The 25,050-nt window shown below is 54.7% G+C and carries 22 protein-coding genes; 4 read left to right on the top strand and 18 right to left on the bottom strand.

Annotated elements, in window-relative coordinates:
* Nucleotides 1–107: 107 nt before the first annotated feature.
* The 6 genes from FHK92_RS15675 to kdpF all read right to left on the bottom strand — a co-directional run bounded on the left by FHK92_RS15675 (nt 108) and on the right by kdpF (nt 8,226).
* Nucleotides 108–803, bottom strand: coding sequence for a response regulator (locus tag FHK92_RS15675; RefSeq protein WP_181288862.1), 696 nt, complete (start codon nt 801–803; stop codon nt 108–110).
* Between the two features lie 48 nt (nt 804–851).
* A complete protein-coding gene (locus tag FHK92_RS15670) occupies nt 852–3,503 on the bottom strand; it encodes a sensor histidine kinase (RefSeq protein WP_181288861.1) in 2,652 nt (883 codons plus the stop codon).
* Nucleotides 3,504–3,634: 131 nt separating this feature from the next.
* Nucleotides 3,635–4,180: a potassium-transporting ATPase subunit KdpC gene (kdpC, locus tag FHK92_RS15665; protein WP_181288860.1), complete on the bottom strand. Its 546-nt coding sequence runs from the start codon at nt 4,178–4,180 to the stop codon at nt 3,635–3,637.
* Between the two features lie 188 nt (nt 4,181–4,368).
* Entirely contained in the window at nt 4,369–6,423 is a 2,055-nt protein-coding gene (gene kdpB, locus FHK92_RS15660; RefSeq protein ID WP_181288859.1) for a potassium-transporting ATPase subunit KdpB, read from the bottom strand.
* 10 nt (nt 6,424–6,433) lie between these two features.
* Nucleotides 6,434–8,128, bottom strand: a complete 1,695-nt coding sequence (kdpA, locus tag FHK92_RS15655; protein ID WP_181288858.1) for a potassium-transporting ATPase subunit KdpA — start codon at nt 8,126–8,128, stop codon at nt 6,434–6,436.
* 8 nt (nt 8,129–8,136) lie between these two features.
* Complete coding sequence (gene kdpF, locus FHK92_RS15650) at nt 8,137–8,226, bottom strand: K(+)-transporting ATPase subunit F (RefSeq protein WP_032863112.1); 90 nt, start codon at nt 8,224–8,226, stop codon at nt 8,137–8,139.
* Between the two features lie 298 nt (nt 8,227–8,524).
* On the opposite strand from kdpF, the gene rfbB reads away from it, so the two are divergent.
* From rfbB to FHK92_RS15630, 4 genes are all read left to right on the top strand, one after another.
* Complete coding sequence (rfbB, locus tag FHK92_RS15645; RefSeq protein ID WP_181288857.1) at nt 8,525–9,610, top strand: dTDP-glucose 4,6-dehydratase; 1,086 nt, start codon at nt 8,525–8,527, stop codon at nt 9,608–9,610.
* A complete protein-coding gene (gene rfbA, locus FHK92_RS15640) occupies nt 9,607–10,476 on the top strand; it encodes a glucose-1-phosphate thymidylyltransferase RfbA (RefSeq protein ID WP_181288856.1) in 870 nt (289 codons plus the stop codon). Before rfbB ends, rfbA begins: the two co-directional genes overlap by 4 nt.
* Nucleotides 10,477–10,765: 289 nt before the next feature.
* Nucleotides 10,766–12,130, top strand: a complete 1,365-nt coding sequence (gene eat / locus FHK92_RS15635; RefSeq protein ID WP_181288855.1) for an ethanolamine permease — start codon at nt 10,766–10,768, stop codon at nt 12,128–12,130.
* A gap of 119 nt (nt 12,131–12,249) precedes the next feature.
* Entirely contained in the window at nt 12,250–12,417 is a 168-nt protein-coding gene (locus FHK92_RS15630) for a DUF2897 family protein (RefSeq protein ID WP_003183831.1), read from the top strand.
* A 165-nt stretch (nt 12,418–12,582) separates the two neighbouring features.
* Here the strand turns inward: FHK92_RS15630 and FHK92_RS15625 are convergent, their stop codons facing one another.
* The 12 genes from FHK92_RS15625 to FHK92_RS15570 form a co-directional block, all read right to left on the bottom strand.
* Nucleotides 12,583–13,434 carry an urea carboxylase-associated family protein gene (locus FHK92_RS15625; RefSeq protein ID WP_181288854.1) on the bottom strand — a complete coding sequence of 284 codons (852 nt, stop codon included), beginning with the start codon at nt 13,432–13,434 and terminating at the stop codon, nt 12,583–12,585.
* Between the two features lie 16 nt (nt 13,435–13,450).
* The gene (locus tag FHK92_RS15620) at nt 13,451–14,104 is read right to left on the bottom strand and encodes a GntR family transcriptional regulator (RefSeq protein WP_181288853.1); all 654 of its coding nucleotides are present in this window, start codon (nt 14,102–14,104) and stop codon (nt 13,451–13,453) included.
* Nucleotides 14,105–14,242: 138 nt separating this feature from the next.
* A complete protein-coding gene (locus tag FHK92_RS15615) occupies nt 14,243–14,578 on the bottom strand; it encodes a ComEA family DNA-binding protein (protein WP_181288852.1) in 336 nt (111 codons plus the stop codon).
* 114 nt (nt 14,579–14,692) lie between these two features.
* The gene (locus tag FHK92_RS15610) at nt 14,693–16,690 is read right to left on the bottom strand and encodes a polysaccharide biosynthesis protein (protein WP_181288868.1); all 1,998 of its coding nucleotides are present in this window, start codon (nt 16,688–16,690) and stop codon (nt 14,693–14,695) included.
* 106 nt (nt 16,691–16,796) lie between these two features.
* Nucleotides 16,797–17,813: an MraY family glycosyltransferase gene (locus tag FHK92_RS15605; protein WP_181288851.1), complete on the bottom strand. Its 1,017-nt coding sequence runs from the start codon at nt 17,811–17,813 to the stop codon at nt 16,797–16,799.
* Nucleotides 17,814–17,841: 28 nt separating this feature from the next.
* Nucleotides 17,842–18,798 carry an NAD-dependent epimerase/dehydratase family protein gene (locus FHK92_RS15600; RefSeq protein ID WP_181288850.1) on the bottom strand — a complete coding sequence of 319 codons (957 nt, stop codon included), beginning with the start codon at nt 18,796–18,798 and terminating at the stop codon, nt 17,842–17,844.
* A 1-nt stretch (nt 18,799) separates the two neighbouring features.
* Nucleotides 18,800–19,936, bottom strand: a complete 1,137-nt coding sequence (locus FHK92_RS15595) for a glycosyltransferase family 4 protein (protein WP_181288849.1) — start codon at nt 19,934–19,936, stop codon at nt 18,800–18,802.
* Nucleotides 19,937–19,988: 52 nt separating this feature from the next.
* The gene (locus FHK92_RS15590) at nt 19,989–21,089 is read right to left on the bottom strand and encodes a glycosyltransferase (protein WP_181288848.1); all 1,101 of its coding nucleotides are present in this window, start codon (nt 21,087–21,089) and stop codon (nt 19,989–19,991) included.
* Entirely contained in the window at nt 21,086–22,276 is a 1,191-nt protein-coding gene (locus tag FHK92_RS15585; protein ID WP_181288847.1) for a hypothetical protein, read from the bottom strand. Before FHK92_RS15585 ends, FHK92_RS15590 begins: the two co-directional genes overlap by 4 nt.
* Nucleotides 22,269–23,192, bottom strand: coding sequence for a glycosyltransferase family 2 protein (locus FHK92_RS15580; RefSeq protein WP_181288846.1), 924 nt, complete (start codon nt 23,190–23,192; stop codon nt 22,269–22,271). The genes FHK92_RS15585 and FHK92_RS15580 overlap by 8 nt, the downstream gene beginning before the upstream one ends.
* Entirely contained in the window at nt 23,189–23,806 is a 618-nt protein-coding gene (locus FHK92_RS15575; protein WP_258232672.1) for an acyltransferase, read from the bottom strand. The genes FHK92_RS15580 and FHK92_RS15575 overlap by 4 nt, the downstream gene beginning before the upstream one ends.
* Nucleotides 23,806–25,050: an O-antigen translocase gene (locus FHK92_RS15570; RefSeq protein WP_181288845.1), complete on the bottom strand. Its 1,245-nt coding sequence runs from the start codon at nt 25,048–25,050 to the stop codon at nt 23,806–23,808. Before FHK92_RS15570 ends, FHK92_RS15575 begins: the two co-directional genes overlap by 1 nt.

The following is a 25,050-nucleotide window of genomic DNA, read 5'->3' as shown; positions in this document are numbered from 1 at the left end:
ACTAAAACCTGAATATCAGATGTGTCAGGCAAAAATCATCTCTGAAGCTTTTTGGGGCTGCTTCGCAGCCCAGCGGGAGCAAGCTCCCTCGCCACAAAAGCGTTAAATCAAGCACCCTCCTCCAACAACCGATACCCCACCCCCGCTTCAGTCACGATAAACCGAGGCCGGGTCGGGTCGTCGGCCAGTTTCTGGCGCAGGTGACCGACCACGATGCGCAGGTAGTGGCTGTCTTCAACGTGGGTCGGGCCCCAGATGTCCTTGAGCAATTGCTGCTGGGTGATGACGCGTCCGGGATGCCGCGCCAACTGTGCCAGCACCGCGTATTCCTTGCGGGTCAGGGCCACTTCGGCGCCGTCCAGCAGGACTCGGCGATAAGCCAGGTCCACCGTCAGCGGCCCCAACGTCAGTGCCGCTGGCGGTGCCTCGCCTGCCGGCGCCTGGCGCAGTAGCGCACGCACGCGGGCGAGGAACTCCTGAATGCCGAATGGCTTGGTCACGTAGTCATTGGCGCCATTGTCCAGCGCCTCGACTTTCTGCGCTTCGCTGGCGCGTACCGACAGGACCAGCACGGGCACCGCCGACCATTGGCGAAATTCGCGCAGCACTTGCTGGCCGTCCATGTCCGGCAAGCCCAGGTCGAGCACCAGCAGATCGGGCTTGTTCAACGCCGCCTGGGCCAGGCCCTCGGCGCCCGTCTCGGCTTCGAGCACCTTGTAGCCTTGGGAGGCCAGGCTGATGCGCAAGAACTTGCGAATCTGCGGTTCGTCATCGATGACCAAAAGGGTCGCGCTCTGGCTCATGGGTTCCGTTCATCACAATCAAGTCGCGAGAGCATAACGCAGCGCCGGTCAGGCTTCATCGTCCATGCCCGGTTGTGCCTGCAAGGGCAGGTGCAAGGTGATGCAAGTGCCGCGGCCATCGAGGCCATCAGCGACGCTGATCCGCCCGCCATGGGCACCGACCATGCCCTGGCAGATCGCCAATCCCAGCCCGGTGCCCTGCCCGCCTCGATCGCCCCGGGCAGCGGTGTAGAACATGTCGAAAATCTTCTCGCGCTCCTGTTCGGGAATACCTGGCCCCTCATCCGCCACGGCGAAGAGGATTTCGTCTGTCGTCGCTTCGGCACTGAGCAGTAATCTGCCGTGGGCTGGGGAAAACCGTGCGGCGTTTTCCAGCACGTTGACCAAGGCCTGTTCGATCAGTGCGGCATGGACATACAGCAACGGCAAGCCGGCCGGCACTTCGACGCTGACCGCCAGTGGCGCCAGCACCGCGCGCAAGCGGTTCAGGGCACTGCCGACAATGTCGGCCGGCGACACCCAGTCTCGCGCCAGCTTCAGGGCGCCGTGGCCAAGGCGCGTCATGTCGAGCAGATTCTGGATATAGCGATCCAGCCGCTCGGCCTCGTCGCGAGTGCCTTCGAGCAGTTCGCGACGGTCCGCGATCGGAATCGCTTCGCCCAACGCCAACAAACTGTCGATGCTGCCGCGCATGGAGGTCAGCGGCGTGCGCAGATCATGGGAGACGGAGGCAAGCAAGGCGCTGCGCAATTGTTCGGTTTCGCCATGCAGGCGCGCCGCTTCCAGATCCTGCGCCAGTTGGGCCCGGGCCAGGGCCTGGGCCAATGGCTGACTGAGGGCCGCGAGTAATCGCCGGCGTTGATCGCTGAGCGGCTTGCCGTCTTTCGTGCAGACGCCGAGCAACCCCAGCGGCCCGCCCTCCGCCGACAAAGGCCACCACCACCAACGCCCGGACGGCAGCGTCGCGGTACCGGCGCCGGCCGGCTGATCGTGTTGCCACGACCAGTCGGCGGCGGCGCGCTCGGCCTCGTTGAACGTCAGCGGTTCGGGGGTCTCGACTTTCCAGCCAGCCGGGCCGTCCCGATTGAGCAGGCACAGTTGCAAGTCGTACTCGCTGTTGAGATGGAGCACGGCGGCGCTGATCACCGCCTGGCGATCGGTCGCGGCGGTCAGTTTGCGTGACAAGTCGAGCAGCTCGCCGGTTTCCTGCTGGGTGTCGCGCAGCGCCTGCAACTGGCGCCGCTGACGGGCCGCGAGATTGCCGGTCAAAGCCGCCATCAGCAGGAAGAACACCAATGTCAGCACGTCCTCTTCGCGTTGAATCGTCAGGGAAAAATTCGGCGGAATGAACAGGAAGTCATAGGCCAGGAACGACAGCGCCGCACAGGCCAGCGCCGGGCCGAGGCTGCTGCGCACCGCCACCAGCAACACCGCCATCAGAAACACCAGGGAAATGTTGGGCAACGCCAGCAGCCCGGATATCCCCCAGGCCAAGGCGCTGGCCACCACCGTCGCCACCAGCGCCAGCGCATAGTCGAAACCGGTCTGGACGGAACCTGCACGCTGGCGGGTGGGTGGCGGCGACTCATCGCTGTCCAGCACGTTGATTTCCAGGCCTCGGGCGTTGCGCAGCAAGCGCGACGCGAGGCCACCGCCAAACAGGTTTCGGCGCAGGCGTGGCCGGGACTGGCCCACCAGCAGCAATGTCGCGCGACGTTGCCTGGCGTGTTGGATCAAGGTCTTGGCGACTTCGCCAGCTCGCAGCAGCACCACTTCCCCGCCGAGCCTTTCAGCCAATTGCTGGGCGTTTTGCAGGCGTTGGCGCGATGCCTCGTCCCGTGCCGCGCCGTTATCCACATGCACCACGCTCCAGGGCAGATGCCGGCGCTGGGCGACACGACTGGCGTGGCGCACCAGCCGTTCAGCCTGCACGTCGCCGTCCACGCCCACCAACAGCCGCCCCTGTACCGCCGGCGCCGACTGGCCCAGTTGTCGATAGCCCTGGGCCAGATCGTTATCTACCTGCGCAGCGGCGGTCTGCATGGCCAGTTCGCGCAGGGCGGTCAGGTTGGTCTGGGAGAAAAACGCATCGATCGCGGCCCGCGCCTGTTCCGGCACGTAGACCTTGCCGTCGCGCAAGCGCTCCAGCAGCTCGCGCGGTGGCAGGTCGATCAACAACAGCTCATCGGCTTCCTGCAGCACCCAATCCGGCAACGTCTCGCGCACCTGCACGCCGGTGATGCCGCGCACCTGATCATTGAGACTTTCCAAGTGCTGGACGTTGACCGTGGTGTAGACGTCGATGCCAGCGGCGAGCAGTTCCTGGATGTCTTGCCAACGCTTGGCGTGGCGACTGCCGGGCGCGTTGCTGTGGGCCAGTTCATCCACCAGCGCCAGGCTCGGGCGCGCCGACAGGAGCCCGTCGAGGTCCATTTCCTCGATCATCACGCCGCGATATTCCGAACGTACCAATGGCTGCTGCGCCAGGCCATTCAACAGCGCTTCGGTCTCGGCGCGCCCGTGGGTTTCGACGACCCCGGCGATGACGTCCGTGCCTTGGCGCAACCGGGTGTGGGCCGCTTGCAGCATGGCGTAGGTCTTGCCGACGCCCGGAGCGGCGCCCAGGAAGACCTTGAGACGGCCACGGTCGTGGCGCGGCAGGTTGGCTAACAGTGCATCGGCGCGGCCGGCGTCGCTCATGCTATGTCTCTTGTTTCAGGAATGGAATTGAACCTTTGTGGGAGCGAGCTTGCTCGCGATGGCGGTCGTTCAGCCGCCACTGTCATTGACTGACCCACCGCTATCGCGAGCAAGCTCGCTCCCACAGGTTTCTACATTTTTTCCAGGGCCATGTTCAGCGCCAGCACATTCACCACCGGCGGGCCCACCAAGGGCCGCTCGGTGTTGTCGTCAATCAACTGCTGCAACGTCGACACCGGCACATTCCTGGCGGCGGCGACACGCGCCAGTTGATAGGCAATCGCCGCCGGAGGCAAGTGCGGATCCAGCCCGCTGCCGGAGCTGGTCAACAGCGCCAGCGGCACCGGGCCCTGATTGGCGACTTGCAGCTTGTGGGCGTCCTCGATCACACGGGCGGCCAGTGCCGGGTTGCTGGGCGAAAGATTGCTCGCGCCGCTGGCCACCGTGGCGAAGGCGCCCGCCGAGGGGCGCGGATGGAACCAGCCATCGCCGGTGAAATCCTGGGCGATCAGCCGGGAGCCGCGGACCTTGCCGTCGGCATCGTGGATCAGGCTGCCGTTGGCCTGGTCCGGGAAGGCAACTTGCGCCACGCCGGTGACAAGCAATGGGTAGGCGACGCCGGTGAGCAGCGTCATTAGTAACAACAGGCTCAAGGCCGGGCGAATCAGGGTGAACATTTTTCTAGATCCTCAGATGTACACACCGTGGCGAGGGAGCTTGCTCCCGCTGGGCTGCGAAGCAGACCCAAACCTGCGACCTCGGTGTGTCAGGTGCATTGCATTCAGCTTTTTTGGGGGCTGCTGCGCAGCCCAGCGGGAGCAAGCTCCCTCGCCACAAAAGCGCTCCTGTCCAAATTTCCCGTTTTTTAAACCAAGTGCAGACCCGTCAATAACAGATCGATCGCCTTGATCCCCACGAACGGCACCGCGATCCCGCCCAGGCCGTAGATCAGCAGGTTGCGCCGCAGCAAGGCCGCCGCGCTCGCAGCCTGCACCCGCACGCCGCGCAGGGCCAGGGGGATCAGCACGACGATGATCAGCGCGTTGAACACAATCGCCGAGAGGATCGCGCTTTGCGGGCTCTGCAGGTGCATGACGTTCAGCACACCGAGCTGCGGATAGATCGAGGCGAACAGCGCCGGCAGGATCGCGAAGTATTTGGCGATGTCATTGGCGATGGAGAAGGTGGTCAGCGCGCCACGGGTCACCAACAGTTCCTTGCCGATCTGCACCACATCCAGCAACTTGGTCGGGTCGCTGTCGAGGTCGACCATGTTGGCCGCCTCGCGCGCGGCCTGGGTGCCGTCGTTCATCGCCATGCCCACATCGGCCTGGGCCAGGGCCGGAGCGTCGTTGGCGCCGTCGCCGCACATGGCGACCAGTCGGCCATCGTTCTGCTCATGGCGGATGCGCGCCAGTTTTTTCTCCGGCGTGGCCTCGGCCAGCACATCATCCACGCCCGCTTCGGCGGCAATCGCGGCGGCAGTGAGCGGGTTGTCGCCGGTGACCATCACCGTGCGGATGCCCAGCTTGCGCAGCTCGGCAAAGCGCTCGCGGATACCGGGCTTGACCACGTCCTTGAGGTGGATGGCACCGAGCAGTTTGCCGTCCACGCAGACCAGCAACGGCGTGCCGCCGCTCTGGGCGATCTTGTCGACTTCCCGCGCCAGTGCGGTGGGCAGCCCGTCACGGGGCAGGCCGATGAAACTCAACAGGGAATCCACCGCGCCCTTGCGATAGACGCGTCCTTGATAATCCACGCCGGACAAACGGGTTTCGGCGCTGAAGGGCACGGCGGTCAGCGCGTCCAGAGCGGGTTCGGCCTGCGGATGCAACCCGCGCAGGTATTCTACGATGGACTTGCCCTCGGCCGTGTCATCAGCCAGGGAGGCGAACAAGGCGCCTTCGGCCAACGCCTTGGCGCTTACGCCTGGGGCCGCATAGACCGCGGCACAGCGGCGATTGCCAAAGGTGATCGTGCCGGTCTTGTCCAGCATCAGCACGTGCACATCCCCTGCCGCCTCCACCGCCCGGCCGGACTTGGCGATCACGTTCAAGCGCACCAGGCGGTCCATCCCGGCGATGCCGATGGCCGACAGCAATCCGCCGATGGTGGTGGGGATCAACGTCACCAACAGCGCCACCAGGAACACCAGCGGCAGGCTGCCATTGGCAAAGTGGGCGAACGGCTGCAGCGTCACCACCACCAGCAGGAAGATCAGCGTCAGGCCGATCAGCAGGATATCCAGCGCCACTTCGTTCGGGGTCTTCTGGCGTTTGGCGCCTTCAACCAGGGCGATCATGCGGTCCAGGGTGGACTCGCCGGGATTGCTGGTGATGCGCACCAGCAGCCAGTCGGAGACCAGCCGCGTGTTGCCGGTGACCGCCGAGCGATCGCCGCCGGACTCACGGATCACCGGCGCCGATTCCCCGGTAATCGCGGCTTCATTGACCGCCGCAATGCCTTCGATCACTTCGCCGTCACCGGGGATCATCTCCCCTGCCTCGATCCGTACGACATCGCCCTTGCGCAGGCGGGTGGCGGGCACCACCTCAAAGCCGTCCGCGGTCTGGCGACGGGCGCTCAAGCCTTCGCTGCCGGCCTTGAGACTGTCGGCACGGGCCTTGCCGCGCCCCTCGGCCAAGGCTTCGGCGAAATTGGCGAACAACACGGTGAACCACAGCCACAGGGCGATTTGCGCGGCCACGAAAGTCGGCACCGCGCTATCGGGAACCAGGCACAGCACGGTGGTGAGGATCGCGGTGAGCTCCACCACCAGCATCACCGGCGCACGGTGCAACTGGCGCGGGTCAAGCTTGACGAAAGCTTGCACCAGCGCTGGCCGCCACAGGGCTGACAGATTGGTTTTGGCTTGCTCCGGCGCCTTGGCGACGACGGTCTTGCTCATTGGCATGTTCATCATCAAATCCTCAGAAACCCAGGCTCAGGTGTTCGGCGATCGGGCCGAGGGCCAGGGTCGGCAGGAAGGTCAAGCCGCCCACCAACAGGATGGTCACGGTCAACAGCGTCACGAACAGCGGGCCATGGGTGGGAAAGCTGTTCTGGCCGATGGGCGCGGTTTTCTTCAGGGCCAGGCTGCCAGCCAACGCCAGCACCGGCAGGATGTAGCCGAAACGACCGATCAACATGCCCAGGCCGAGCATCAGGTTGTGAAACGGCGTGTTGGCGCCGAAGCCGGCGAACGCCGAACCGTTGTTTGCCCCCGCCGAGGTGTAGGCGTAAAGCAATTGGCTGAAACCGTGGGCGCCAGGGTTGCTCACCGCCGCCGCAGGGCCGGGCAGGCTCGCGGCAACAGCACCGAGCACCAGCACGCTCACCGGCATCACCAGCAGCGTCACCACCAGCAACTGCACTTCCCGGGCGCCGAGCTTCTTACCGAGGTATTCCGGCGTGCGACCGATCATCAACCCCGCGAGAAACACCGCGATCAACACGTTCAGCAGCATCCCGTAGAGTCCGGCGCCGACGCCGCCGAAGATCACTTCGCCGACCATCATGTTCATCAGCGCCACCATCCCGCTCAGCGGATTGAGGCTGTCGTGCATGGCGTTGACCGAGCCGTTGGACGCCGCCGTGGTCGTCACTGACCAGAGCACCGTGGCGGTGGTGCCGAAGCGTGCCTCCTTGCCTTCCAGTGGCGCAGTTTGTTCGACGGCTGCGTCGTCGAGGGCTGGATTGGGTTGATATTCAGCCCACAACGACGTCGCCCCGCCGATCAGGAACAAGGCCAGCATGCAGGCGATAATCGCCCGGCTCTGGCGCAGATCCTTGACGTAATGACTGAAGGTGAACACCAGCGCCGCCGGGATCAGGATGATCGACGCGACTTCGAAGAGATTGGTCCAAGCGGTCGGGTTCTCGAACGGGTGCGCCGAATTGACGCCGAAGAAACCGCCGCCGTTGGTGCCCAGTTGCTTGATCGCAATCTGGCTGGCCGCCGGGCCGAGCGGAATCACCTGATCCACGCCCTGCATCGTCACCCCATGCACATAATGCGCGAAGGTCTGCGGCACGCCCTGCCAGACCAGGAACAACGCCAGCAACAGGCACAGCGGCAACAACCCATAGAGCGTGGCACGGGTCATGTCGACCCAGAAATTGCCCAAGGTCGTGGCGGATTTGCGCCCGATCCCACGGCACAGCGCAACCAGCACGGCCAGGCCCGTGGCGGCGCTGACGAAATTCTGCACGGTCAGGCCGATCATCTGGCTCAAGTAACTGAGGGACGCTTCGCCGCTGTAGGACTGCCAGTTTGTGTTGGTCATGAAACTGACCGCCGTGTTGAACGCCTGGGTCCATTCCATGCCGGGCAGGTTTTCAGTGTTGAGCGGCAAATGCCCCTGTAACAGGAGCACGGCGAACAACAAGGCGAAACCCGCCAGGTTGAAGGCGAGCAAGGCCAGGGTGTATTTCTGCCAACTCTGCTCTGTGCTCGGATCGACGCCAGCTACCTTGTAACAGCCGCGCTCTAGAGGACCGAGGATCGGCGACAGCCAGGTACGCTGGCCCTCCATCACCCGATAGTAAAACCGCCCCAGGAACGGCGCTGGAATCAACACCAGCGCGAAAAAGCCGAGGATCAGCCCGTAGTCATAACCGTGCATAGCCGCTCCTAACCCCGGTCCGCGCGCAACAGCGCAACCAACAGATAAATGAACAGCGCCACTGCCAGCAGCAGCGACACCCCGTCCAGAACACTCATGGGATTTCTCCGTGGTACGGCGTCGTGCCGTGTGTGGAGCAATTGTCGGTAGGGAGGGTGTAAAGGTGCGAGATTGAGGGTGGGGATAGGGAATAAAGAATCTGTAAAAAACAGGCGGAGATTGTTGAAGGTCCTTTGTGGGAGCGAGCCTGCTCGCGAAGAGGCCCGAGACGCTCCTACAGCGTAAGCCCCTTTCGCGTGCGCTTGGCTTGCTCCCCTGGTCGGATCGACACTTCTATTGCAGTACTCGGCTCCTGTCGACAAGCTATGCAATATTTCTGAAGAAGGTTGAGCACACATGCGTATTCTTATCACCGGCGGTGCCGGTTTCATTGGCTCTGCCTTGATCCGCGAGCTGATTGGCCATTCTGACCATACGGTCCTCAATCTGGACAAACTGACGTACGCTGGCAATCTCGAATCGCTCGTCAGTGTTGCCAGCAACAGCCGCTATGAATTCGTTCAGGCCGATATCGTTGATCAGTCAACCGTCAGCGCTGTGCTAGCCCGTTTTCAACCGCAAGCGGTCATGCATCTAGCTGCAGAATCCCATGTTGATCGCTCTATTGACGGGCCATCGGATTTCATCCAGACCAACATCGTCGGCACGTACAGCTTGCTAGAAGCAACCCGTGCATATTGGCAATCGCTGTCCGAGTCGGAAAAAACTGCCTTTCGCTTTCACCACATCTCCACCGACGAGGTCTATGGCGACCTGCACGGCGTTGATGACTTGTTCACGGAAACCACCTCCTATGCTCCTAGCTCGCCCTATTCGGCCAGCAAAGCAGCCTCCGATCATCTGGTTCGCGCCTGGCATCGCACATACGGCCTGCCCGTCCTACTAACCAATTGTTCAAATAATTATGGGCCATTCCATTTCCCGGAGAAGCTCATTCCGCTTGTCATCCTCAACGCCTTGGCTGGCAAGTCCCTACCGGTGTACGGCAACGGTATGCAGGTTCGTGATTGGCTGTTCGTTGAAGACCATGCCCGGGCGCTGATCAAGGTAGTCACAAAGGGGAAGGTAGGCGAGACCTACAACGTTGGCGGGCACAACGAGCAAAAGAACATCGATGTTGTTCGCGGAATCTGCCAATTGCTGGAAGAACTCGCGCCGCAAAAGCCTGAAGGCATCGCGCACTATGCAGACCTGATAACCTTCGTGCAGGACCGTCCGGGCCACGATCTGCGATACGCTATCGACGCCGGGAAAATCGAGCGTGAACTGGGCTGGGTACCGCAAGAAACCTTTGAGTCGGGGCTGCGTAAAACGGTCGGATGGTATCTGGACAACTTAGAATGGTGCCGTCGCGTTCAAGACGGCAGTTATCAAGGCGAACGCCTTGGATTCATAAATGAAAAGGAGCTGCTCGCACAATGAAAGGCATCGTATTGGCGGGTGGCTCAGGCACGCGCCTGCATCCCATTACACTAGGTGTGTCGAAACAGCTATTGCCGGTTTATGACAAACCGATGATTTACTACCCAATATCCGTATTGATGTTGGCTGGCATTAACGAAATATTGATTATCTCCACACCGCAGGATCTACCGCAATACCGCAACCTGCTGCAGGACGGTAGCCAGTTCGGGGTGAAACTCAGTTATGCGATCCAACCGTCACCGGATGGTCTGGCCCAGGCCTTTCTGATTGGTGAAGAGTTTATCGGCACTGATCCGGTGTGCCTGATTCTTGGAGACAACATCTTCCATGGCGCATATTTCGGTGGGCTGCTACAACGGGCAGCCCAACGCCCATCAGGCGCGACTGTATTTGGATATTGGGTGAAAGATCCCGAGCGCTTCGGAGTGATCGATTTCGATAGCAAGGGTTGCGCCTTATCAATCGAAGAAAAACCACAAAAGCCGAAATCCAACTACGCGGTTACCGGTTTGTACTTCTACGATAACGACGTGATTGAAATCGCCAAGACCATCAAGCCCTCGGCGCGTGGCGAGCTAGAGATCACAGATATCAACAATGCCTATCTTCGGCGCGGTGATTTGCATGTGGAGCGCTTCGGTCGCGGCTTTGCCTGGCTCGACACCGGCACTCATGACAGCCTGCTTGATGCCTCACAGTACGTACAAACCATCGAGCACCGTCAAGGTCTTAAAGTTGCCTGTCTTGAAGAGATTGCCTATGACAACGGTTGGATTAGTCGGGAACGCTTGCTTGAGCGTGCACGCTTTTTTGGGAAGATTGAATACGGTCAATACCTAGCTAAGGTGGCAGGTGGAGAATAATGGGATACCAGCCAATGTCGATGGAAGAAGGTAGGGCTTGAACACTTAATGATAAAATCAGGCCTTCCTTTGAAGGCCTTCTCTGTGGCTATAACCAGCGCTATATGCGGGCGCAAGAGAATCAAAAACAATGAATTGAAGCGCTGAATTGGGGCGTTCGCATGCCCAACCAAAGATAAAATATCCCTATACGACACAATTTCACCCATTACGACCGCCAAAACCACACTGGCACGCCCACTGCACTGCCCCTACCGAGCGCTTTTGCTATGGATCGAGGGGAGCCACCATGAATACACAACTCAAACCAACCTTGGGCACCCTGCACTTATGGGGCATTGCTGTCGGCCTGGTGATATCCGGCGAGTACTTCGGCTGGAGCTACGGCTGGGGCGTCGCCGGCACGCTGGGCTTTCTGGTGACGTCATTCATGGTCGCGGCCATGTACACCTGCTTCATCTTCAGCTTCACCGAACTGACCACAGCCATTCCCCACGCCGGCGGACCGTTCGCCTACAGCCGTCGGGCCTTTGGCGAGAAAGGTGGCCTGATTGCCGGGCTGGCAACCCTCATCGAATTCGTCTTCGCACCGCCCGCCATCGCGCTCGCCATCGGCGCCTACCTGAACGTGCAATTTCCGGCGCTCGACCCGAAACACGCCGCCGTCGGCGCGTACATCGTGTTCATGGGCCTGAACATCCTCGGTGTGAAACTGGCCGCAACCTTCGAGCTGATCGTCTGCGTACTGGCCGTCGCCGAGTTGCTGGTATTCATGGGCGTGGTCGCGCCCGCCTTCAGCTTCAGCAACTTCGCCCTGAACGGCTGGGCCGGCTCCGACGTGTTCGGCGCACCCGCCATTACCGGGATGTTCGCGGCGATCCCCTTCGCGATCTGGTTCTTCCTCGCCATCGAAGGCGCGGCCATGGCCGCCGAAGAAGCCAAGGACCCGAAACGCACGATCCCCAAGGCCTACATCAGCGGCATCCTGACTTTGGTGGTGCTGGCGATGGGCGTGATGTTCTTTGCTGGCGGCGTGGGTGACTGGAGCACCTTGTCCAATATCAACGACCCGCTGCCCCAAGCCATGAAAGCCGTGGTCGGTGAAAGCTCCGGCTGGCTGCACATGCTCGTCTGGATCGGCCTGTTCGGCCTGGTGGCGAGCTTCCACGGCATCATCCTAGGCTACTCGCGCCAGTTCTTCGCCCTGGCCCGGGCCGGCTACCTCCCCGCCTCCCTCGCCAAACTCTCGCGTTTCCAGACTCCGCACCGAGCCATCATCGCCGGCGGCCTGATCGGCATCGCCGCCATCTACAGCGACGGCCTGATCAACCTCGGCGGCATGACCCTCACCGCCGCGATGATCACCATGGCCGTGTTCGGCGCAATTGTCATGTACATCATGAGCATGCTCAGCCTGTTCAAGTTGCGCAAAACCGAGCCCAGCCTGGAACGCACCTTCCGCGCGCCGGGCTATCCGATCGTGCCGGGCATCGCCTTGGTCCTGGCGGTGGTGTGCCTGGTGGCGATGGCCTGGTTCAATGCCCTGATCGGCCTGATATTCCTCGGTTTCATGGCAGTCGGTTTCGTCTATTTCGTCCTGACCGCGCAGTTGCGTGCAGACGCTCCGGCCGATGCGATGTTGACCGGGCTATAAGGTGATATCGGCATAACGGGCGTAGTATGGAACCACTGCGAACAGCCTTCGCTCATAAGTGATAGGGGCCATGGTCAGCGAAAGACTCGCTTGGCCACGGCCCCCTCAAGGAGAGCCCTATGCCCTGGTATGCCTGGTTAATCCTGATCGTCGCCATCGGCTCGATCGTGGGTGGTTTGATGATGCTGCGCGACACCGCCAACAAGGTTGAGCTGACGGACGAACAGCGCAAGCGTGTTGCCGAGCGCAATGCGGAAATGGATGCGAAAGAGGCCAAGGATCGCTGACCCGCTTTTCGTGGCGAGGGAGCTTGCTCCCGCTGGGGCGCGAAGCGCCCCCAACCCTGCTGCCGCGGCGTGTCAGCTCTATTGCGTTCAAGGCATCTGGGGCCGCTCCGCAGCCCAGCGGGAGCAAGCCCCCTCGCCACAAGGGCCGCTGGCGCCGTTGCGGTATTACTTCTCCCAATCCGCCTTGGCAATATGCAACCCATGCAGCCCCTTGTACGCCGCCCGCTCAGGCTGACTCCAGCCTTCCAGCAACGAATCCTCCAACCGATAGATCTCCACCCCCAGCGGACGACAAACGCTTAACGGATCCTGTGCGTCGGGGCCCCACATCGCCAGCGACAGATCCCCTCCAGGACAAGTCGACAGCGCACACAACAAATCAATCTCGGCAAAAAACTCCAGGTAATCGCCCTTCTGCGCCGGACAAGCCTTCATGAAATACATGTCGTCATGATTCAGCCCGGTGCACTGGAAGATATTCAACACGTCATGCACATCGAACTCCGTCAGGCCGTGGGGCAACACCGCACGGGTCAGGTTCGAGTGGCAGTGATGATGGAAATCCTCACCGGTCAGCATTTTGTTCACATACGGGTCACAGCGCGTCCCCAACAAATCGTGCAAGCGCCCGCCATGTTCGTCGATGCCGTAAGCCGCCAAGCTGTCATCGGTGATCGTTACCAATGGCCGCAGGAATGGCAGGTTCGACCACAACCGATCATAGGTGCTGACATGAGCGCCTTGAAGCTGACGAGTACGAGCCGCCCATAAGCGCTCCCGCGGATCGTTGGCATTCCAGACGTTGAAGTCCCCCACTTGCGGACCGACCGGGGTTGTCACACGGAAGACATGACCGGCCGGCACATGCCAGGCACGGCCGGTGCGGATTGGGACTTCGAACTGCTCGATCAGCGTGCGCTTGTCCTGCTCGGTGCGGATGCGGTCGTAGAAGGGTTTGTCCACTTGCAGGGCGGAGCCTTTGCTGACCTGGTAGGCGGCTGGGTAGTCTTTGTACATGGCGCGAGTCCTTTGATCAGTGAGGGTTGGCGGGAGTCAGTAGATGCAGAAGCAACTGCTCGGAATCGTCGAGGTAAAGGCTCAACTCGTCGTGGGCAGCGCGCTTGTTACCTTCGGCCAGCAAATCGTGGATTTTCCGGTCACGGGCAAGCCACGGCGCCTGGAAACGTGCCTCATCGGGGGCGGAACAAAACACCAAACGCAGCTGCGCCACCACATTAGTGAAGAACTCATCGAGCAAGGGACTGCGCATCAGCCCCACGATGTGTTGATGGAAGGCCAGACCGTGGGTGCCCACCGCCCGCCAATCTTCGCGCTCGCGAGCCAGCTCGGCGGCTTCCAACGCTTCGAGCATGCGGTCGGACTGGTATTCGCTCAATGGCTTGCTGGTGAGAATGGCCTGAAGCTCCAAGGTGCGACGGACCTTGAACACGTCCCGCACGTCGTCGACACCCAACCTGCGGACCATGACCCCTTTGTTACGCACGTAACGGGTCAAGCCCTCCTGACCGAGACGGTGTAACGCTTCGCGAATGGTGTTGCGAGAAGCGTTGTAGGCTGAGACCAGGTTGTTTTCGATCAGCGCCATGCCGGGGATTAGGCGGCCGCCGATGATGTCGGCGCGGAGTTCGAGGGTGATTTGGTCGGCTAGGGAGAGAGGGCTAGTCATGGAGGGCCTTGGATTGTTGAACAATCAGTTGGCATTAGGTAATCAGTTTCTATGCCACAAGGCGCTGACCAACTCAAATTCCATTCACTGGATATAGCAAAAAGGCCAGTCATCCGACTGGCCTCCCTTAAATAACCCTCAATTCACTTCCAGCTTGTCACGATTCCTATCGAGAATCGCCTTGCCAATGCCTTTAACCTCAAGCAGTTCGTCTACCGACGAAAAAGGCCCATTACTCTCCCGATAGGCAACAATCGCCTCGGCCTTGCCCTTTCCTATCCCTGACAGCTCGCGCTGCAACGTTGCGGCATCTGCCCCGTTCAAATTCACCTTGGCGCCTTGCGTTTTCACTGGCTGCTCCACCGCCAACGGCGAAGCAACCGACTCCGGCTTGACCGCTGGGGCAGCAATAACAGCAATCGAGGCGCTGGTGAGGAAGGCAAAAATCAGCGAGTAGAAATAGCCTGTACGCATAAGTAACGCTCCATGACATCGTTGAGAGAGAAGCAGCTTTTCCGAAGCTGCTTCCCAAACTTAGGCGATGGTGTGGAGCTGTCAAAAGTGTGTACGTTACGAAGTATGTAACAATCAGGGCTCAAGATGACGCTGCTGGTAGATCCAGTCAACAATTTCTCCGTCCGGGGCGTAACCACTGACGGTGTCGCGAAGCAACTGACGGACTCGTGCGTAATCGTCTTCTTCGATGGCGATGAGTAAATCTGCCAGCCTTAGCTTGAGGACGTCCCAAGGCAGGAAGTCTTCATTGGCGCTCATGATCATTGGATGCTGGGTAGCAACGACGTTGTCGCCTATCAGCAACTCCTCATAAAGCTTCTCGCCGGGGCGCAAGCCGGTGAATTTGATTGAGATATCACCGTGCGGATTCTTCTCGGACCGAACGCTCAAGCCAGACAAGTGGATCATCTTCTCCGCCAGCTCAACGATTTTCACCGGCTCGCCCATGTCCAGCACAAACACATCTCCCCCCAAGCCCATGGAACCGGCTTGAATCACCAGTTGGGCTGCTTCGGGGATAGTCATGAAGTATCGCGTGATCTTGGGATGGGTAACGGTCAACGGCCCACCGGATTTGATCTGCTTATGGAACAGCGGAATAACCGATCCGGAGGAGCCCAGTACGTTACCGAAGCGGACCATAGTGAAGCGAGTCTTGTTAACTCGTGAAACGTTGGCCTGGTCACCGAACAGCACCGGGGCCAATTCACGACTCAATGCTTGCAACGTCAGCTCAGCGAGCCGCTTGGTGCTACCCATTACATTGGTCGGGCGTACAGCCTTGTCGGTGGAGATCAAGACAAAGTTCGACACACCCGCCTGCAATGCAGCCTGCGCAGTGTTCAGGGTACCGATTACATTGTTCAAGACACCTTCGGCGATGTTGTGCTCGACCATTGGCACGTGCTTATAGGCCGCTGCGTGGTAGACCGTGTCGACATTCCAAGTCTTCATCACATCGAGCAGTTTCTCTTGGTTGCGAACCGAACCCAAGATCGGCAATAGGCGAACAGATAGAGATTCCCGAGCAATCCGCGGCTCAAGTTCGGACAAAATACTGTAGAGATTAAATTCGCTGTGCTCGAAAAGCAGCAGCGTAGTGGGTTTCAATGCCAGGATCTGCCGACAAAGCTCAGAACCGATCGAACCGCCAGCGCCGGTGACCAGAACGGATTGGCCGGTGATGCAATGCTCTAATAGATCAGGTTGCGCCGGCACCGCATCACGTCCTAGAAGGTCCGCAATATCCACTTCCTGGATGTCGTCCACCTTAACCCGGCCGCTGGCCAGATCCATGAAGCCCGGGACGCTGCGAACGTGCAGTGGGAAACCTTCAAGCAGGGTCAGGATTTCTCGACGTCGACCACGTGATGAAGAAGGAATGGCGAGCAGTATTTCCTGGGCGCCAGTCGCGTCGATCATTTTTTGAATGTGGTTGGGTTGATAGACCTGGAGCCCTGCGATGACCCGGTCGGCGATGCTGCTGTCATCATCTATGAACGCAACCGGTCGCATCACTCGCCCCATACGCAGCGCGGCGACAAGCTGGTTGCCTGCTGCGCCGGCGCCATAGATAGCAACCTTGGGCAGGCCGTCGTCTCGATTGGTGAAGGGGACATGTTGGGCGGCCGTGAACCAGTCGCCCAGAAAGTATTGGCGCATCACGAGACGAAGCCCGCCGATCATGATCAGGCTCAACCACCAATAATTGAAGATGATGGAGCGCGGGACAACAGTCCTATGATTGCTGTACCAGTACACCACGAGCGCCAGCAACAGCGCAGAGAGACTAACCGCTTTGCATATGGCGATCAGCGCATCGTTACCAAAATAACGCATTACCGCACGGTACATGCCAAAGCGAATGAAAATTGGAATAGCGACTAACGGAGCAGAAACGAACAGCCAGAGGTGTGTGTTGATGGGAGCGATCAAGGCCTCGACACCAAGCCGCACGACAAACGCCAGCCACAGAGCAATCCAGACCAGAATGATATCCATAATGACCTGAATAACCCGCTTATCGCGCCTTGGCAGCCCCAGTAGGACCGTCCTCAATTTATCCATAATTTTTTCTGCACCTTGGACTGCTGCTTAAACCAAGCAAAAATTACCAAATACACAACCTTACGCCGGTCGGTTGGATTTGAACAAAAGCGGTGAAATTATTTTGCCATCACACTCTCTCAAGCTTGCCGGCCTGAAAACAGGCTGCGAGAGCCAATAAGGGTGCATAAGCAACTATCAGGGCCAGCGTCCCATCCACCTCCCAAAGCACAACGGACGCCGCAAGGGGCAGCAACCAGAAGAGGTTTATCGCCGCGACTGCCAACGTAACCGGTAAGTGGCTGCCATAGCGCCGCGAAGCAAACTGGTAGGCATGGCTGCGATGGGCCTCATACACCTTATCACCGCGCATCAAGCGCCGTAATAGGGTGAAAGTCGCGTCAACGATAAATACACCTAGCAAAATTAACCAGCTCCACAGGAGCTTTGGCGAAGCGGACGCCGCCTGTAAAGACAGAATTCCGAGAATGATCCCAAGAAACCCACTGCCCGCATCTCCCATGAAAATACGCGCAGGGGGAAAATTCCAGCATAGAAAGCCAGACACCGCCATGGCAAGTACTAGCGGAGCGACAATCAGTGATTCGAAACCGCTCTGCGAATAAAGTAAACAAGCACCTAGACACGCAAAAATGGCCTCGACGCTGGCAATGCCATCAATGCCGTCCATAAAATTATAAAGATTGAGCATCCAGACCAAATAAAGAACCACCATGAACGTCCCTAGCCAACCTAACTCAAACTCAGCCCCGAAAAAAACAACGCTCGGCATCTTCCCTAGCCAATACATCGCCCATACAGCTGCGGCAAAATGACCTAGTAGGCGCCAACGAGCTGGGATATGACCATGATCATCCAAGAAGCCAAGAATCGCAACGCCTGCTCCTGCTCCCATAAACGTCAAAGTCGAATACCAAGATAAATAACCCATAATAGATAAAACAGGTAAACCACACAAAAAAGTCAATACTATTGCAACACCGCCTCCACGTGGCGTGGGGTTAGAGTGCGAGCTACGCGCTGTTGGTATATCGATGACATTTCGACTAATAGCGTACCTCCGTATAACCCAAGTTAGGAAAACAGACAGAAGAAAAATTACCAACAGAAAAAATAGACTTATCATCGATGACTCACTCTTAACCCAAACACAATCACCCCTTATTTTCAGTGTAGTTTCGCCCGGCTAAACGCAGAGCGTCAGTAATTTCAAGTGGAGGAACCCAACCGAGCAAATCCCGAGCTTTTCTATCATCGACAATTAATGAACCACATAGCTGGTGATAAACGGCCATCTTTCGAAGCATAATGGCTCCAAACCGAAATAGTGGGTCCGCCAAAGGAAATAGACGACTTTTTCTACCCATTCCTTCAGCAAGAAATGTCACAATTTCAGCCGTGGAGACCGGATAAGCATCGGCGATTAAAAAAAGTTGATTAGCCGCAAAAGGGTGTTTTATGCATAGGCAAATAAAACTTACAAGATTTTCTAGCGCGATCATGCTCCTGCTATTCTTTAGAGAAGCAAAAGGCAAGGGCAGTCCCAACGAAACCAACTTCAGCAGACGGTTAAAATTGCCCGGAGCATGTCCCGCGTAAACCAAGGGCGGACGAATGACAACTAGCTCCATAGAACTCCCCTTCACCAGTTCCCACAACGCCTTTTCAGCCTCCAATTTTGAAATTGCATAATCTGCCAAGGGATTAGGTATTGAAGATTCGTTAAAAGCGCCATCAATCGTTTGCGTACCGTTAACACCTATGGAGCTAACAAATATAAATCTTTTAACGCCTGCGAGGATGGACTGCCGAGCCAAATCAACAGTAGCCTTGACATTTATTTTACGAAACTCATCTAGCGGGTCCTGGGCATGATCAGCTAAAATATGTGCCCTACCAGCTAAATGCACCACAGTTTGAACGTTAGCAAGAGGAATAGGCCGAGCATACATATTTTGATCCGGCAGTAACACTTGAATATTATCGGAAAAAAAACTCACATTTTTCCTAACGGGCAATAACAGCTCGTATTCGGAATGAGAAATCAGGCATTCGGCTAATGCCCTACCTACAAAGCCGGTAGATCCGGTAACAACGATTTTAGTTTTCACCTCAGCGCTCACTCATTGATGCTATCGCCTCATAAACACCCATATGTATACTGACAACCTTCTCGATAGTAAATTCAGACATTGCGAGCTCTCGTCCTGCCCTTCCCATACTAAGCCTAAGAGCGTCGTTTAAGAGCAGATTCTCAATTGAGGATGCCAAAGCATGATGGTCCCTTACGGGTACAAGCAGCCCTGTCTTATCGGCAATGATAGCATCTCTGCACCCAGGCACATCCGTTGTGACGACAGCTCTCGCGCAGGCTGCCGCCTCAATGAGAACCTTAGGTAGTCCTTCACGATAGGATGGTAATACCACGACATGGGAGCTCGAGAAAACCCTCGCCATATCGGTTTGATATCCCAATAATCGTACAACTTTTTCAGCTACAATCGAATCAAGTTCGGCTTCTGTAAGGCTGGTTGGATTTCCGCTGTCAAGCTCCCCTACTAATTGAAATACGACATTCGGATAGTTAACCCTCAATAATCGCGCTGCGGCAATAAATTCATATACACCCTTATCTCGTATAAAACGACCGGCAAAAGTAACAACAAGAGGACCACTAGGCTCAGGAGTATCCGGGTATGATGCCATTAGAACCCCAGATCCTTTTATTAACACCGTATCGGTATTTTTTATCCCGCTTATCTGCACTACTAAATCACGATCGCAAGGATTCTGAAATATCACCCGTGTTTTCTTGCCCTTCAGCGCAAGGCGATACATAACGTTTATTATGGAAGCAAGACTCCTTGAGCGAAGGTCTCTACCAACATAAACTGAGCCAAGTCCAGCTATAGCTGACACGACCCCACCAACAGGCGACACCCGTGCCGCAATACCGCCATACAGAACGGGCTTGGTTGTAACCAAATGCAAAATATTCGGACGCAACTTCCACAGCAGCTTAACAAATCCCCAAAATGCGCTTAATTCACGAAGCGGATTAATACCCCCCCTTTCCAACAAAATCGTATGGTAGTCAAAACCAAGATCAACTATACGTTGCGCGTCAGGACTTTGGATACTGGCCACATGCACCTCATATCCCTTTTCTCTCGCCTCTATAGCTATAGGCAACCTATGCGATAAAAAGTATTTAGGGTCATTTACAATCAACAATAAAACTCGCTTCATTTCGCCTCCCGGCGCGCATCCAATCCATAGCTGCTTAACAAGCTGAGAAAATTTATAGTCTCGCAGACACATCAGAATAAACTTTTAGCCAGCAAGAAACTATTCGCTCTACGCTATATTTATCGACAACCGACTCTCTTGCTTTTTCACCCATTTTTTTTGCAGACTCAGGCGGCAAAGATAAAGCGGTAAGCAGGGCATCGGATAAAGAAGACGGATCTTTTTTGGGAACCAAATATCCTACAGACCCCATTACTTCCTTAACGCCGCCACAATCTGTTGCAACTACAACTTTCTCGGTAGCCATCGCCTCAGCCACTACGAGACCAAATCCTTCCCATGCAGATGAGAGAACAAAAACATCAGCTGCATTCATCAGGGCAGGTATGTCGCGACGCTTACCGAGAAAAAAAACATAATTATTTAGGTCTAGTTCTGTTACATAGTTTTTAGTTTCCGCCATTAGCGGCCCATCGCCAGCAATATAAAGTCGAGCCTCAGGCTGTGCACTTATGACACCCTTGAAAGCCTTAATCATCGTAAGGTAATCCTTCGCCTCCACTAGTCTACCCACCGCTAGCAACACCTTGGAGGTTCCAGCATCTAATACCTTACGCATCTTCTTTCGCGAATTTTCATCAAGAAAAAATTTCGAAGCGTCTATAGGGTTAGATACAACCAGGATACTATTTTGTGGCGCGGCCTTCTTATATTCATATTCTTTTGCTGCTTGAGCACTGACACTTGTAAAAGCCGCGCACCGAAAATGGGTAATTCGGTAACTTAGCATCCTCAGTTTGCCGCCTTCGTTATTACTATGCGCGGTGCATATAATGGGAGCGCTTGAAAAGAGAGGCGCACCGCACACCCGCGCCAAAATATTTGCATGAAACATATGACTATGAATCAAATCCGGCCTGAATTTGTATATCTCAAATACGTAACGTAAGACTGACGGAAACATTGACAATAGAGAGTTAAAGCCCAGACCAACTAGCTCCACGTTTGGGTTGGAAGGCGTGACCAGCGCTTCTCCTCGCATATAGAATATTTTTACTGTATGCCCCTTGGATGCTAACGAATCAGCTAACGTGCAAACTACGGCCTCGGCTCCTCCCACACCTAACCCTGAGATAACGAATGCGATTCTCATATCGATCTAACCTCAGTAAGATTCTCATCGCTTGCAATACGTTCTTTAGACAAACGAACATGAAGATATATTGCGTAAAATACAGCCATACCTTGCGCATTATTGTATATGAATGCACCTTTCGCATGAAACGCACAAATTATAATGACACTACCAAAACACAGCATCGCTTTGTGCTTCCTTGCTTCAAGCAGGAGGAAGAGAGGAAAGCCCAGTAACAGAGCAACATAGGGAACCCCCCCTAAAAACAAGTTCCTCATATAACCCACATCGCTCCCCCCGTAATACACCTCCCCACTTAGACCATATTTGCCATCACCAAAAACCAATGTATTAATATCGGGAATAAAATACATATCTTGCAACAGTACAGCAAGCGTAGATGATTGCAGACCACTTGAAAAAAACTCAAATAACCAAGAGTTGTATTTATCGAGACCTGGCACAGTCAGAAACATAACTACCGCGCCGATCAAAACAACGCTAGACCTGACGAACATTCTAAAATTTCTACGCAACAGCAATGGAGCAGCAAGTGCGATTCCTATCATAGAGACACGGGCCGCAACGAAACCAGCCGAAAAAATAAATAATATTGATGCGACTGTCGTAAAATCAGTCACTCTTCGCTCAACCATATATATATAAATAAGAAAAAAGGTCACCAAACCATAGGCCGATCCGATCGAAAAAAAACCTGAACCCGACAGAAACGCATTCCTGTAAGTGATAACAGCTGTGGCGCTCGAATCAAACTGGAAATATCGAACCACCTCAAGAACAGAGGGAATTGTTCCAGCGACGAAACAAACTAACGCATTGAATAAAAACACTGATTTTATCAAATCAGGAACAGCATACGCTGCACGCTCGAACATTAAAAAGAAAAGAAATACCGCCAAAAATACAACGACACTCTTACCAACGGACAACAGTACTTGAAATTCCTCACCTTTATCATAAAGCACTCTTAAAACGACAAACAGCGCAACAGCCAGATGCAGCAGCAACAAAGGGAACAGCGAACCAAACACCTGACCGGAAACTTTTAATTTTCCTTTTAATAAAACCATCACCAAAAGCAAAATCAACACTATCACAGAACTTCCACATCCGTTAGGAAGAAAAGGTACCTGAAGATCAAAGACAATTAGAAAAAAAAGAAAAAACAGAAATAGCTTATTCAACTTGTGTACCCTCGAAATATCTCTGCATTCTTTTCTTGGGCAACATTAATTTTACGACAAACTTAAAAAAGCGCAGCTGAACTATAATAAAGGGCATCTTACCGATCGCTTTCGCGGCAAGTTTAATAGCATGTTTTTTATCATATATTTGGAGATCTATAGCCGACATTAAAATTGCATTGGCCATCGCGGAGTCATAAAGAGGATGTTGCCGATATCCGTTTAATATCTCGTAACGTCCCTGCGCCATTTTCTCAATTCTACGCGAAAGGTTACCGGTGTGGCGCCGGTACAAGGTAGTTTCAACTGCCATATTGTCCAATGTAGATCCATCAGAGGCGAGTTTCAACCACATATACCAATCTTCTATAATCAACCAAGCTGGATAACCTCCCGAATTTTTTAAGTTTTCGCTTCTGATCATCTGGGTAGGTGCTGGGAGCGAATGTTTATGCAAGAAAATATCTTCGAAATGATAGATTTTTTTTATTTGCTTTTTAGAGCGCACAACTTTCGAGATAGAGTTAATAGTTATGACTTGACCAAATACAGCTGCGCAATTTGGGTTCATCTCTAAATACTCAACCTGTACCGAGGTCTTTTGCGGTAACATTAAGTCATCGGACGCTATTATTGAGCAATATTTTCCTTGGCACCACTCAACTGCCTCATTCAAAGTTGCGCATAATCCGCGGTTCGGACGATGCCTTGCTTCAAATCGAACAAACCTACCCGAACATAGATCAGCAAGCTCAGCAATTACTTGCTCAGAGTGGTCCGTTGACCCGTCGTCTATTATAATTAACTCAATGTTCCTATACGTTTGCTGGATAATACTCTCAACGCATTCACGAATGTACGCACTATGATTGTAAGAAGGCACAATAACCGATACCAACGGTGTCTCGACAATCATAATTTTCCCTCTAGCCTTCTTATAAGTTTTGCAGGAATCCCCGCATACACAGAGCCAGGTTCAACATCCCTAGTAACCACCGCGCTATTTGCTATAATAGCACCCTCACCAATCGACACTCCTTTGAGAATCTTGACATCATTACCTATGAAAACATTATCTGATATTGCTACTGATTCGCAAAGATGGTCACCTTTATGGCGTTCGCTGACCTCCAACCCATGAAAGTCGGAGTCACTGATATAAACATTCGTACCTATTAAACAATTTTCTCCTATCTCGATCGTTTCTTTATCAGCAATAATAACCAATCCATTATTGATAGTGGTACCTGCACCGATTATCACACGGGCACCAGACGACCTAGCTTCGACATACGCGACGTTGTTAATGAACCCAGGTGATGGCCAAACTCCAATGACGACCTTATTCATATAAATCTGCCCGGAACCGACTAACTGCACTGGCTGCCTAAACTGAGTACCAACCAACGTAGCTTTGTTGGTGGAATATAAATACCTATAAATTGCCACGCGTACAATTTGAACAATTTTTATAACAATGCGGACAAACAACGATCTGGATTGTCTTTTAAATTTAATTGTCGGACGCATCACAAAATCCTCTCCTTACGCAATATCAAAAACATAGCAAGCAAATGCAGGGAATAGTTGACAGCGTGAGCTACCACAGCCCCCTTTAATCCTAAAGGCTGAAAGAAAACAACTAAAAGACAAAAAGAAAGACTAAATAGTATTTCAGTTACTACATACTGCTTCCACAGTGCTTTAGCGGTGAGAACAAAACCTAGAATCCAGCTAGCAACCTTGAATGTATCTCCAAAAAGTTGCCAGCCCATTAACTCCTCCATGGGCAAAAAACTTTTGGAAAATAATATCGTTATTACCAAACCCCTTAGTAGATAAAGCAGAACCCCCATTGCCATAACTAATGGAAGTACAATTTTCAATATTTTAATTATTTCATTCTTTATCTCTTCATTTGACTTCAGCTCTGAGAGTCTTGGAAGATAATATACTGCTAATGTCGCCGTAATCACCATGAGATAAGTTGCACTTAGTCTCCACAGCGCCTCCCACATTCCTGCTGAGACCAAACCAAAATTGGCTCCTAAGAAACTCCTGATAAAAATGTGGCTAAGTGGAACGCATATAGCGGAAGTTAGGGCCATTACAGCATACAAACCCAGAGCCTTAAACGAACCAATATCTGCACTGCCGATAAAATTATCGTAACTGAGCCATTGCGATTTACAGCAAAAAAATATAGTGATGAATAAGGTGACTGACTGATAAGTAGCCAATGCGACAAAGGCACCGTAAATACCGAACTTAACGACTAAAACAAAGGTTATGATTAAAGAAAATATGTTCCCAGCTACAGAGCATAAAACGTATCGAACAACCTCTTTCCTACCATTCAAGACCGCTAAAAGAAAATTATTTAGAGCGAATAGTACCAACGTTATGGATAGCCAAATAAAGACCCCAGAAAAACTCACATCATGAAGCAAATAAATCGCTAAATAGTCACTCATCAAAGCGACCGCCACAGCTGTAATCCCGGAGGCTAACAGTGTAATGGTCATCCCTGCCCGCCAAAATGAAACTCTCTTCGGCTTGTTATCATAATATTGAGAGGTGTACTTTGTTATCCCTGTATTAACCGCTCCGCCAGATACCGACAGCACCATTTGTATAAAGTTTTGAAATTGTCCAATTAAAGCGTAACCGCCTGGTCCGACGTAGATTGCCAAAACCTTGTTTAGGCCAAGCATCACCAATATACGTACAAGTACCGACACCGCACTTAATGCACTTGTTTTGAACAAATTCAT

The sequence above is a fragment of the Pseudomonas brassicacearum subsp. neoaurantiaca genome, from assembly GCF_013608025.1.
GTDB lineage: Bacteria > Pseudomonadota > Gammaproteobacteria > Pseudomonadales > Pseudomonadaceae > Aquipseudomonas.
This window is presented reverse-complemented; position numbering and strand designations above follow the sequence as displayed.

Coding starts and splice junctions, on each gene's coding strand:
- FHK92_RS15615 (WP_181288852.1), bottom strand. CDS start 14,578: ATGCGTACAGGCTATTTCTACTCGCTGATTTTTGCCTTCCTCACCAGC.
- FHK92_RS15605 (WP_181288851.1), bottom strand. CDS start 17,813: ATGATAAGTCTATTTTTTCTGTTGGTAATTTTTCTTCTGTCTGTTTTC.
- kdpA (WP_181288858.1), bottom strand. CDS start 8,128: ATGCACGGTTATGACTACGGGCTGATCCTCGGCTTTTTCGCGCTGGTG.
- kdpF (WP_032863112.1), bottom strand. CDS start 8,226: ATGAGTGTTCTGGACGGGGTGTCGCTGCTGCTGGCAGTGGCGCTGTTC.
- FHK92_RS15570 (WP_181288845.1), bottom strand. CDS start 25,050: ATGAATTTGTTCAAAACAAGTGCATTAAGTGCGGTGTCGGTACTTGTA.
- FHK92_RS15675 (WP_181288862.1), bottom strand. CDS start 803: ATGAGCCAGAGCGCGACCCTTTTGGTCATCGATGACGAACCGCAGATT.
- FHK92_RS15580 (WP_181288846.1), bottom strand. CDS start 23,192: ATGATTGTCGAGACACCGTTGGTATCGGTTATTGTGCCTTCTTACAAT.
- kdpB (WP_181288859.1), bottom strand. CDS start 6,423: ATGAACATGCCAATGAGCAAGACCGTCGTCGCCAAGGCGCCGGAGCAA.
- eat (WP_181288855.1), top strand. CDS start 10,766: ATGAATACACAACTCAAACCAACCTTGGGCACCCTGCACTTATGGGGC.
- rfbB (WP_181288857.1), top strand. CDS start 8,525: ATGCGTATTCTTATCACCGGCGGTGCCGGTTTCATTGGCTCTGCCTTG.
- FHK92_RS15620 (WP_181288853.1), bottom strand. CDS start 14,104: ATGACTAGCCCTCTCTCCCTAGCCGACCAAATCACCCTCGAACTCCGC.
- kdpC (WP_181288860.1), bottom strand. CDS start 4,180: ATGTTCACCCTGATTCGCCCGGCCTTGAGCCTGTTGTTACTAATGACG.
- FHK92_RS15630 (WP_003183831.1), top strand. CDS start 12,250: ATGCCCTGGTATGCCTGGTTAATCCTGATCGTCGCCATCGGCTCGATC.
- FHK92_RS15670 (WP_181288861.1), bottom strand. CDS start 3,503: ATGAGCGACGCCGGCCGCGCCGATGCACTGTTAGCCAACCTGCCGCGC.
- FHK92_RS15590 (WP_181288848.1), bottom strand. CDS start 21,089: ATGAGAATCGCATTCGTTATCTCAGGGTTAGGTGTGGGAGGAGCCGAG.
- FHK92_RS15575 (WP_258232672.1), bottom strand. CDS start 23,806: ATGCGTCCGACAATTAAATTTAAAAGACAATCCAGATCGTTGTTTGTC.
- rfbA (WP_181288856.1), top strand. CDS start 9,607: ATGAAAGGCATCGTATTGGCGGGTGGCTCAGGCACGCGCCTGCATCCC.
- FHK92_RS15625 (WP_181288854.1), bottom strand. CDS start 13,434: ATGTACAAAGACTACCCAGCCGCCTACCAGGTCAGCAAAGGCTCCGCC.
- FHK92_RS15595 (WP_181288849.1), bottom strand. CDS start 19,936: ATGAAGCGAGTTTTATTGTTGATTGTAAATGACCCTAAATACTTTTTA.